Genomic DNA, 12111 nt, shown 5'->3' on the forward strand with positions numbered 1-12111 from the left:
CTCTGACTACTTTTTGCTTAAAGCTAATACTATACCGGATCACCGTTTGGACATCTCTTGTCATGGTATTACAGATTTTTTTGTTCTTAAATCTGTCTACTTATGCTAGGACAAGACAAATACAGCTAATAGCTATCAGCCATCAGCTATCAGCTTTTAGTGTCAATTGTTGTATTTTCTTTATATTTCTTTGCGTAAACCTTAGTGCGGCTTTGTGGTAAAAAATGAAATGCCGGCATCCGCATTTTCAGAATAACCGGTAGCTTTATCGCCGGTATCCTTATTATCCATGAGTATAATATATCCTTTTTGTGCTCCAATGAGGGCGGCTACTACTTTAAAAATGTGCCGGCTACCGGAAGCAATAATTCACCTAAATCAGCCAAATGAAAAAGATTATTTCAACACTTGCTTTTGGATTTTGTTTGTTCAGCATTTTTGCCCAGGAGCGGCAGGTCTCCCTACCCAAAACAAAATATAACCTTGCCGTAATTGCCCATCGCGGCGATCATACCAAAGTTCCTGAAAACACCATCGCTTCCATTAAGGAAGCAATAAAGAGTGGTGCTGATTATGTGGAAATAGATCTTCGCACAACAAAAGATGGTTACCTGGTATTGCATCATGATGCTTCTGTGGATAGAATGACCGATGGAAAAGGCAATGTAAAAGATTTAATGCTTGCGGCGCTGCAGGCATTAAAAGTGAGCGATAAAAATAAGCCCGCAAAAAAAACATACCGCATCCCGACTTTTGCCGAGGTATTAAAAACATGCAAGGGAAAAATTAATATCTATCTTGATTTTAAAGACGCTGATGTTGCATCAACGTACAGGCAAATACAGGAAGCGGGAATGGAAAACCAGGTAGCGGTTTACCTGAACAGCATCTCCCAATACAAAAAATGGCGTTCAACAGCTCCCGGAATGCCGCTGATCACAAGTGTGATTGATGGCGTTACCAACAAAGAACAACTTTCCTTTTTTCTTAGCCAGGGCACTATTGAAGTGCTGGATAATGTGTATGACACTGCCATGATCGCTACGGCCAATGATAACGGCGTTGCAGTTTGGTTAGATGTTGAAAGCGATGACGAAGCTCCAGCAATATGGAATACCGCTATTTCAAAAGGTATACAGGGTATACAAACAGATCATCCTGCCGAGCTGGTAAAATACCTTGCTGAAAAAGGTTTAAGAAACGGGCTTGGCAGGAATATTACCCAAATTGATCCTTATGCAAAATACAGGAACAAAAATTACAGGGAATTAAAGAATATCAAATACGGTAACGCGCCGGATGATCAGAACAAGTTTGATGCCTATATCCCCAATGATCTTAAACCCGGCGCTAAGGTAATATTATATATTCACGGCGGCGGATGGAGCGGAGGCGATAAATCAGAATTTCCCAAACAACTGATCGAAGAACTTGCCGGCAAAAGAGGGTACGTGGTTGCTTCAATGAATTACCGCCTGGTAAAAGATACCATGAACCGCTTTCCCGCACAGATAGAAGATGTAAAAAAAGTGATTGAATTTATTACCAAAAACGCTAAAAAATACAAATATAACGGTGATGAATACGCGTTGATGGGTGGCAGTGCAGGCGCTCACCTCGCTATGCTGTATGCTTATGGACATGATGCAAAAAAACAGGTAAAGACCGTGGTTGATCTGTGGGGTCCAACGGATCTCACCGATAAATCAATAAGACCTGATGGCAGCGATGCTGACAATACCGTTATCCGTTTTCTGGGCGAAAAAGATGTGAACGCGCAAATTACCAAAGATGCCAGCCCGGCATTATTTCTCAATAAGGAAACCGCAGTCCCTACCATATTATTTCATGGAGGCAAAGACCCGCTGGTAGACGTAAGCCAGGCAGAAAATCTGTACAAAAAATTACAGAACCTGCAGGTGCCGGCCCAACTGGAAATTTATCCTGAAGAAAAACATGGTATGAGCCCGGCTTCAGCGATTGACGTATTTGCTAAAATGCTTGTATGGCTCGACAAGTATTATCCTGCCAATTAGTAATCCAACATATTTTTTATGAAAAAAATGATCATTCTCCTGTTCCTGGCTCCGGCTTATTTAATTGCCCAGCAAAAAGCAACTGATATTAAAAATGTGATTGTAATTACAACGGATGGTTTACGCTGGCAGGAAGTTTTTAAAGGCATGGATACTGCACTTGCAAACGACGGACGCTTTAACCAGGGACGAAGAGACAGCATTGAAATATACGAAAACTACTGGTCAGAGGATCCTTCCGGCAGGCGAAAAAAACTGATGCCTTTTTTCTGGAATACTATCGCGGCTAAAGGCCAGCTATACGGCAACAGGGAAAAGAACAATAAGGTGAACGTGGCAAACCCACACTGGTTTTCATACCCTGGCTATAATGAAATTTTTACCGGCTATCCTGACCCTGCCGTAAATTCTAATGAATATCAGGCCAACCCTCATGTAACCGTGCTCGAGTATATCAACAATTTACCTGCATTTAAAGGTAAGGTAGCGGCGTTTGGCGCATGGGGGGCATTTAACAGGATTTTGAATGAAGAACGTGCAGGTTTTCCTGTAATTGCCGCTTTTGATACAACTGGTGGTAAAAACCCCACAACAAAAGAATTGCTGATTAATGCAATGCTTAAAGATTCCTATAAACCATTTGGATATGGGGAATGTCTTGATGTTTTTACACATTATGGTGCAATGGAACACTTAGAAACAAGAAAACCCAAAGTACTATACATTGCTTATGGTGAAACAGACGAATGGGCTCACGCCGGCAGGTATAAAGATTACCTGGATGCTGCAAAAAACCTCGATAAATGGATAAGTGATATCTGGAATTATGTGCAGCGTACACCAGCATACAAGGATAAAACCGCACTTCTTATAACCTGCGATCATGGACGCGGGGATTCGAAAAAAGAGCAGTGGACAAGCCACGGCTCACGCATAGCAGGTGCCGATGAAATATGGTTTGCCGTAATGGGACCAGGCATTCCTGCAAAAGGTGAAGTATCAAAAGATATGCAGCTCTATCAAAAACAGTTTGCACAAACCATCGCCTCATTGCTTGGCTTAACATATAAAACCGAACACCCTATTGCAGATGCTATTAAAGAAATAAAAAATTAATACTGATGACTTTTTTTTCAAAACAAAAATGTATGATCACTGTCATGGCAATATTTATATTGCCCTATGCAAATGCCCAGCAAACACCTAATCCTTTTCCTCCCCTGGAAAATCCTGACAGAATAGTTCTGAATGTAACCGAAGATCCTTCAACCTCGGTTGCCATTACCTGGCGCACATCAACCGCCGTAACTAAAGGCATTGTTGAAATAATGCCGGTATCTGCAGACCCGGCAGATATTGTAAAAGCAAACAAGCATGAAGCAGTTTCTTCTCCTTTTCAGCACAATGATATTTCAGCTTATTATCATTCTATAGTAATAAAAAATTTAATGCCGGCCACAAAGTATATGTACCGTGTGGGTTACGACAAATACTGGAGCGAATGGTTTCATATTAAAACAGCAGGTAAGCCAGGCGATAAAATTTCTTTCATATATATGGGAGATGTACAGGTTGGTATGAAAACCCTATGGCCACGAGTTGTTAGACAAGCTTTTGGCAAAATGCCTGAAGCCAATGCCATTATGTATGCAGGCGACATCGTTAACCGTGGTGATAATGATGATGAATGGGGAGAATTGTTTTACGGCGGAAGTTTTATACATGCTATGATACCAGGCATTCCTTCTCCGGGAAATCATGAATATTCCAAAACAAAAGATGGAAATTTATCTGCGCTTTGGAGACCACAGTTTACTTTACCAGAGAACGGGCCCGCAACTGAAAAACTGAAAGAAACCGTATACTTTACCGATATACAGGGCATGCGTTTTATTTCGCTCAACTCTAATGAAGCAGAAGAAGTACCGGAGGATCTGATCAGCCAGAAACTCTGGCTTGACTCTGTTTTGAAACATAATCCCAATAAATGGACCTGCATTATTTTTCATCACCCTGTTTATTCTGTAAGTAAGAGCCGCGATAACCCCTGGCTGAGAGATAATTTTAAGCCATTATTCGATAAATATAAAGTTGATCTCATACTCCAGGGGCATGATCATGCCTATGCAAGAGGTATGAAAAAAATTCCTTACGAAAACGGCCCTGAGTTTTCCGGAACCATGTATGTGATATCGGTTGCAGGCTCAAAAATGTATGAAGAAAATAAAAAAGACTGGATGGATAAAAACGGAGGGCACACACAATTATACCAGCTTATCACTGTTGACGGTGACGTACTTTCTTATAAATGCTACACCGCAACCGGGGCGCTTTATGATTCTTTTGAATTGATAAAAAGAAAAGGCCGGAGAAATAAACTCGTAGAAAATGAACCGGGAGTAGCGGCAATATGGCAAAATCATCTCACAAATATTAAGGATTACTAACACGCTGTTTCTAACAAAATCTTTACCTTGCTCACGCTCAATAAATTATTATTATCATGTATATTCCACAACTGAATCAAAAAAGCCGGCTAACACTTTTATTAGGCTTAGGCTTACTTCTCTCTAATATCATTTATAGTCAAACAAAAACAACATCAGCCACACCATCTCAGCCCAAAATAGTTGTTGGTATGATGGTTGACCAGATGCGCTGGGATTATTTATATCGTTTTCAAAACCGATATACTGAAGGTGGATTTAAAAGATTGATACGTGAAGGCTTCTCCTGCGAAAATACATTGATTGATTATTCTCCTACCATTACTGCATGCGGGCACACCTGCGTATATACAGGATCAACACCTGCCATACATGGTATTGTCGGTAATGACTGGTATGACAGGAAAGCCGGGAAAGATATTGGCTGCGTTAATGACGATGCTACCTTAACCGTGGGTGCTGAAAAACCCGGCAGAGGACAATCTCCTCATAATAATCTTGTTACCACTGTTACCGATCAATTAAGGATAGCCTCAAACTATCAAAGCAAAACAGTGGGTATTGCCATTAAAGACAGGGCCGCTATTCTGCCTGGTGGTCATGCCGCTACCGGAGCATTCTGGTATAATGGTGATGGTAATTTCATTACCAGCACCTATTATATGAAAGAACTACCGGAGTGGGCTAAACGATTTAATGAGAAAAAAATAGTTGATACCTATTACAAAAACGATTGGAAAACCCTGTATCCCATCGAAACTTATACCTTGAGCACGGCTGATGATAAGGATTATGAGGGCACAGCAAATGGTGAAAAAAAACCGGTATTTCCCAAAGACCTGAAACAGTTTATCGGCAAAAACTACGGCGCGGTTCGCACAACGCCTTATGGCAATACACTCACTTTTGAATTTGCCAAAGCAGCTATAGAAGGTTATGATTTAGGAGGTGGTAAATTCACAGATTTTTTAGCCATCAGCTTTTCTAGTCCTGATGCTATAGGGCATACTTACGGACCAAACTCAATAGAGCAGGAAGATGATTATCTGCGCCTGGATAAAGACCTTGCAGACTTCTTCAACTATCTTGATAAAAAATTCGGCAAAGGCAACTACCTGTATTTTATAACAGCAGATCACGGTGTTTCAGAATCACCTGGTTATTACCTTGAAAACAAAATGCCTTCAGGTGCTATTTCAGGAGATGATTTTTCAGGAAAACTGACCGAAACACTGAAACAGAAGTTTGGCGTAGAAAAACCGATCCTTGCTTTCACCAACTATCAGCTTTACATGAACTGGGATGAGCTCAATCAAAAAAATGTTGACCGGAAACAATTAGACGCAATAGTTAAAAGCGTGCTGCTGAAAGCGGACGGTATTGCCAACGTATTAACCAATGAAGAGTTGGGTACAGCGGCAGTTCCCGAACCAATAAAATCTATGATGATTAAAGGATATAATGTAAAAAGAAGTGGCGACTATACTGTTGTTATTCAACCAACCTGGAAAGGCGGAAGCATAAAAGGCGCCACACACGGCACATGGTATCCTTATGATGCGCATATTCCATTGGTGTGGATGGGCTGGAAAATAAAACCAGGCTATACCAACCGTGTAACCGGTATGACGGATATTGCTCCAACAGTAGCAGCATTATTAAGAATACAAATGCCAAGCGGCTCTATTGGTCAGCCTATACAGGAAGTTACGGGAGGAAGATGATATGAATAATTCAGTTACCTGTATTTAGGGCTTGCTGTTTAACTCCATTTGGTGATATTCTGATAAAGATCATTGTATATTCATACTTTGGTTATTAAATTGCTGCAAGGGTTTTGAATCAAATTTTTCAAAAACCATGCAGCTGTTTCGCCATAATTAAATTTTACGAACCTTTTTTGCCTCCACAGCCGGCGGGCTGCGTAACCAGAACGCCGCTGCTTTTTGTCTTTTGAAAAAATATGTTTCGCATTTTTTCAATTTTGCCTTCGGCGAAACCATACAAAAAGAGGCGGCTAACCCGGTTACTGGTAAAAACTTAAAAAAATAAATGCCGGGAGTTAAACAGCAAGCCCTATTTAGTAACTATATCATAGTTTGTATAAAAGTGGGCGGTGAAAATATAATCACCACTCACTTTTTATTTTTTCTGTATTCTTTATTCATATATCTCCGGTATATCAATCAGGGTTTGCAGGTACATCAGGCGTGAACCTTTTACATTGGGGTGGTGATAATAATGTCCCCAGTTATTGATGCGGGTATAGTCTTCGTGCCACATCGTAGTTTTGTCTACTTCCTTACCATCACGGTTTAAGGAGGTAGCAATATCAAACCTGCAACCATTAATACCGTATTTTTTTCTAACTTTTTCAATCAGCATATTAGCTTCCCGCTGTGTTGCATGTTCATTAGCCGGTATATTATTGAGGATTGGTATGGCTCCGTTTGCCTGAATATATTCAATCAGCTCGCCCAGGTTTTGCTCTGTATTGCCACCATTGGTACCTATGGTAACCATTACATATTTTGCCTTTATATAAGGCAACTCATTCTTAATACGTTCAAGCACTTCCTTAATGGTGCAGCCACCACGTCCACTCGATATCGACCTCCCCTTTACATGCTGCATGATAAGTTGCGTCCACGATAACGAAAAATCCTTAGCCGGAAAATATCCTTCGGGCTGGGTAATGGAGTCTCCATATATCAATAAAGTAAGCCCGCTCTCCATTGCCTGCACACATATCTGCCTTATGGTTAATGCATCGCCGTCCAAAAGCCCGAAACAGTAATAATCCCATTGATGTACTATACCATGCTCATTGTTATATGCACCTTCACCAACGCCACCTGCACCGTTGCCGTTTATTACCACTTCCTGTTCTTCACCGGTAACCAGATCTGCAATAATAACTTTGGATTGCTGGTAATGGCGCTGTATTTCCACTATATATTCATTCGCAGGGTCGATCCTCACCCGTTTCCATATAGCAGGATTGGTTTCTATAGCAACCGTTTGCCCGGGAACATCTATTACCACTTTAAAATCTCCTGTACTACTTTGAAATACAGCTTTGGTAGTTGCAGAAAAACGAGCATGGTAACGCACCAGTCTTTCTGCCAGGGCATAATATTTATTCAACCGGATGATCTGCTGCTTTCCTGTAATAACCAATCCCTGCGCCGTAAAATTACAGGCTACATTATTCAATAACAGTTCCGGGAATTGATCACTATCGTTTAAAATTCTTTTATATAAAATTGTAGTGGCTGTTTGCTCAATCTGTGATTGTTGCGGGTAAAGATTTACAAATGTTTGTGTAAAAGCAAATAACAAAAGTATTTTTTTCATTGCTGCTGCAAAATTTGAATAAAAATATTGAACAAGATACAATTCAGAAGATTAGGAGCGATTTTCTTTGTGCATATTTACAGGCTGGTTGAAGTTAGTGCGATCAAAAAACAAAAATCCCTGCATAATTGGTTATTATGCAGGGATTTTCTTAGAAAAGAAAATTTTCCTGTTTAAGTTGGTTAAAAAACAACCTGCTATTTTGCTTTAGCTATAGGCTCTTCTTCTTTCATTTCCACAACATCAGCAACAGTACCTTCTCCAACATGACACTGACCTTTAAAAGTAACCGTAGGTTCAACCTGCAGTTTACCGGCACTGATATTACCTTTAATAATTGCCTTACCCCTAAGGTTTAACAGATCTTTGATCAGGATTTTACCGCTTACTTTACCCAGAATATCGGCTTGCTGGCCTTCCACATCTCCTTCAATCACACCTTCAGCACCAATCAACACCTTTGCCGAGCCTGAAATATTACCTTTAAGCGTACCATCAATCCGGATATCACCATTACTTATAATATCACCTTTAATTATTGTACCCGCACCAATAAGGCTTGTGCTTGAGGAAGATGGGTTAATTTCAATGTCAGACCTGGATTTTGATGAAAACATAGTTATTGGTTTTTAGTGAATTAATCTTCGGTTTTATCTTCCTTAGGTATGGTTAACAGGGTTGTATCTGTAATAATAGCTGTAGTATTTCCTTTTAATACATTTTGAATATTCTCAAAGTATTTATCTCTGTATTTCATTTCCTGCTGTAACGAATCAACCTGCATTTTCAATGTTATCAGCTCCCTTCGCTCCGATCCGCTTCCATAACCCGGCACATAATACCTCAGCGGCGTAAATACCAGCAAAGCAACGGTTAAACCCACCAGTAACACAAAAATTGTGCACAAAGTAATATATACGCTCAATCTCGAAAGCCTCAGCGTAACAACCTCTTCATAGGTATCATCATTCATAATCACCATTCTGTACCTGTTCCTGAGCCGTTGAAGCGTTGCGTCTGCGTCGAATATTTTTGCCATTATCAGTTATTTCTGTTAAAAATAACCACTTTGACCAAGTTGTAAGAACTTATACTTGAAAAAATGTACAATTGAAATAATTTCGCTGAAAATTAGTTTATTATACTACCGAACTACAACTTCATGTCCTATCGTAAAAAAGCTTTAACGACATTGGTTCTCTTTTTATTTTGTTGTGGTTTTATTTCATCTGCAATAGCACAAAAAGATGCTACACTGGATGTAAAAAAACCCGAGAAATATGAGAAACGTATATTAGGTTCGGATAAAACCTTTACTACAAAGTATACCATTCCACGCAGGCTGATGCAGGGGATGAGCACACATTACAATTTCTTTTTTAACGGTGAGATCAAGTTAAATGATGTTATTACAGGAGCCAAGCAGGCTTTCAGGGATGACTATACAGAACTATTGCCGTTTTATAATTATACTTTAGAAGCTACCGCTGCCCAAAAAACCGAGCTGGACTCAGTGTTGCAAAAGTGCAATGCCGCTATTCTGCTGCACGATTTAAGAAACGAGTGGATTGATGATATGTATTTTTTAATGGGCAAAGCATATTTTTTTAAAGACCAGATGGACTCCGCAGGCATCACCTTTCAGTATCTCAATTATTATTTTCAACCTAAGAAACCGGAAGAGCTGGGATTTAAGAAATTTGTAGGCAGCAACCTGAATGATGAGGGGAATGTATATAACATCTCTACCAAAGAAAGAAAAGGTGTTGTTCAAAAAGTATTTAGCGAACCCCCAAGGCGCAATGATGCATTGGTGTGGCTGGTCAGAACTTTTATAGAAGACAGCGCATTCGGACATGCATCTGGCTTAATCCAGACATTAAAAAGAGATGAGATCTTTCCTGAAAGGTTAAAGCCTTCATTTGAAGAAATGCAGGCGTACTTTTTTTATAAGCAAAGCATGTGGGATAGTGCAGCACATCATCTTATACCTGCATTAAGCAATGCGGAAAATATGGCTGAAAAGGCAAGATGGGAGTACCTCATCGGGCAATTATTCGCCCTCAGCAAAAACAAAACAGAAGCAAATAAATATTTCGATCTTAGCATAAAACACGCCATTGATCCGGTAATGATGGTATATGCAAGGCTCAATCAAATTAAGCTGGCACATGGAGATGATGACAAAAAAGTTATTGAAGATAATATTCAGGAACTGCTGAAAATGGCCAGGCGTGACAGGTATTATAATTACCGCAGCATCATTTATTATATGGCAGCCCAAATGGAAATGGAGCGCGATAATTTTGATGGAGCAAAAACCTGGCTCCTGAAAAGTGTAACCTATAATCAGGAAGACCTGACACAAAAAAACCGTTCATACCTCTACCTCGGAAATCTTGCTTTTGACCATAAACAATATGAACTTGCCGCAAAGGCCTATGACAGCCTTGATGCAGGCAGCCCGCTTATTAAAAATCCTGAAGAAATCGGGCAGAGAAAGGCGGCTCTAGCTGAAGTAATTTCAAGACTGAAGACGATATCTACACAGGACAGCCTCCAAAAAATTGCGGCCATGCCTGAGGCTGAAAGAGAAAAATTCCTGAAAGCGGCGGCAAAACGGCTACGTAAAGAAAGAGGACTGAAAGAAACCGATTCTTCGGGCAGTTTCAGCTCTAATAACCCCTATGCCAATAAAGGCGCCGGTGACATGTTTGCAGCTAACGGAAAAGGAGATTGGTATTTTTATAACAACTCCTTAAAATCAAAGGGGTTTTCAACATTCAGAAGTACATGGGGCACCAGGCCAAATGTTGATAACTGGAGACGCATTACCGATGTTTCAGCCCGGTCAAAATCGCCCAATATCAATCCAGGTGCAAGCCGGGTACCGCTCGACCAGAAAGAAGAACAACTAACCGACATCAGTTATGAAGGATTATTAAAAACAGTTCCGCTTACGCCTGAGGCATTAACTGCATCTAACGATTCTGTTGAATCAGCACTGTTCTTTCTCGGTAATACATTTAAAGACAAATTTGAAGATTACGGAGAAGCGGTAAAGAAATACGAAGAGTTGCTGAACCGCTTTCCCAATACACCCAACCTGGAGGAAGCGCTGTTCAACCTGAATTACTGTTACACTAAATTAAATCTTCCGGTTAAAGCAAAACAATACAGGGAATTACTGACGCAGCATAACAAGCAAAGCAAATACCTGCGGTTTATTGATGACCCTAAAGCTGCGCTGGAGAGCATTAATAAGCTGCAAACCGATGCCACTAAAAATTACGAAAGGATATATAACCTGTTCCTTGAAGGAAATTTTGAACAGGCTGTGATTGAAAAGATCAAGGCTGACAGTTTATTCGGCAACGTATACTGGACGCAGCAGTTATTATATATTGAATCGATTTATTACATTAAACAACGCGATGACAGTTCTGCAATAAATGCTTTAAAAAATCTTATAAATATCAACGCCGAATCGGGCATGGCTAAAAAAGCTGAAAATATTATTGATGTTTTAAAACGTCGTGCTTCTATTGAAAAATATCTTGCAGATTTAAATATTGAACGTGCCGAAGAAGATGCTGTCATATTACCCGAAGAAAAAAAGCCCGAACAACAGATTGTTGAAAAACAACCGGAACCTCAGTTAAAAGCTCCTGGTAAAGAACAGGTAGCCCAGCGTAAGCCGGAACCTAAAACTACCGATATAACAGCGCCCAAAGCAACCGCGGCAAGGCCTGCTATAGATTCTTCCATGCTTAAAAAACCTGTTGTTAAGCAATCGGGGTTCACCTATAATCCCGCCGAACCGCATTTTGTTGCTGTCGTACTCAATAAAGTAGACGTGGTATATGTTAACGAAGTGAGAAATGCATTCAACAGGTATAACCGGGAATCATACAGGGCACAACCGGTTGAAATGAGCATAGAAACATTAGACGATAACAACAAACTTATTTTAATGTCGGATTTTTCAGATGCCGCAGCAGCGCTCGAATATGTTGAAAGAACAAAAAAGGTTGCGGGTGCGCAGATTGTGCCCTGGCTGGCTGCCGACAAATACTATTTAACTATAATTTCACCGGCAAATCTTGATGTTTTAAGAACAAATAAGAATCTTGACATTTATAAGAATTTTGTGCAGTCAAATTATCCCGGACAACAGTAAAAAATCGTGCATTCGTGGTATTAATTCTAAAATATGCGCATGAAATTTGCAAAACATATACAATTGATATTTTTTAATAATTAATTACAGC

General features: G+C 40.0%; 8 protein-coding genes. 5 read left to right on the forward strand and 3 right to left on the reverse strand.

The window, feature by feature from the left end; genetic code table 11:
• The first annotated feature begins 386 nt into the window (after positions 1-386).
• Genes DC498_RS22290 through pafA form a run of 4 tightly spaced genes read left to right on the forward strand, consistent with a single transcriptional unit; the run spans position 387 to position 6207 of the window.
• Complete coding sequence (locus tag DC498_RS22290) at positions 387-2036, forward strand: glycerophosphodiester phosphodiesterase family protein (RefSeq protein WP_116876375.1); 1650 nt, start codon at positions 387-389, stop codon at positions 2034-2036.
• 18 nt (positions 2037-2054) lie between these two features.
• A complete protein-coding gene (locus DC498_RS22295) occupies positions 2055-3152 on the forward strand; it encodes an alkaline phosphatase family protein (protein ID WP_116876376.1) in 1098 nt (365 codons plus the stop codon).
• Between the two features lie 44 nt (positions 3153-3196).
• On the forward strand, positions 3197-4483 hold the full coding sequence (locus DC498_RS22300; protein WP_165813935.1) for a purple acid phosphatase family protein: 1287 nt from the start codon (positions 3197-3199) through the stop codon (positions 4481-4483).
• Positions 4484-4539: 56 nt separating this feature from the next.
• A complete protein-coding gene (gene pafA, locus DC498_RS22305; RefSeq protein ID WP_116876378.1) occupies positions 4540-6207 on the forward strand; it encodes an alkaline phosphatase PafA in 1668 nt (555 codons plus the stop codon).
• Between the two features lie 436 nt (positions 6208-6643).
• Here the strand turns inward: pafA and DC498_RS22310 are convergent, their stop codons facing one another.
• From DC498_RS22310 to DC498_RS22320, 3 genes are all read right to left on the reverse strand, one after another.
• Positions 6644-7840, reverse strand: a complete 1197-nt coding sequence (locus DC498_RS22310) for an SGNH/GDSL hydrolase family protein (RefSeq protein WP_116876379.1) — start codon at positions 7838-7840, stop codon at positions 6644-6646.
• 197 nt (positions 7841-8037) lie between these two features.
• Complete coding sequence (locus DC498_RS22315) at positions 8038-8457, reverse strand: bactofilin family protein (protein WP_116876380.1); 420 nt, start codon at positions 8455-8457, stop codon at positions 8038-8040.
• Between the two features lie 20 nt (positions 8458-8477).
• Positions 8478-8879 (reverse strand): hypothetical protein, encoded by a 402-nt coding sequence (locus DC498_RS22320; RefSeq protein ID WP_116876381.1) that lies wholly within the window; start codon positions 8877-8879, stop codon positions 8478-8480.
• Positions 8880-9002: 123 nt separating this feature from the next.
• Between DC498_RS22320 and DC498_RS22325 the strand changes: the two genes are divergently transcribed.
• Complete coding sequence (locus tag DC498_RS22325; RefSeq protein WP_116876382.1) at positions 9003-12020, forward strand: type IX secretion system periplasmic lipoprotein PorW/SprE; 3018 nt, start codon at positions 9003-9005, stop codon at positions 12018-12020.
• The last annotated feature ends 91 nt before the right edge of the window (positions 12021-12111 follow it).

The organism is Terrimonas sp. (assembly GCF_003075435.1).
Lineage (GTDB): Bacteria > Bacteroidota > Bacteroidia > Chitinophagales > Chitinophagaceae > Agriterribacter.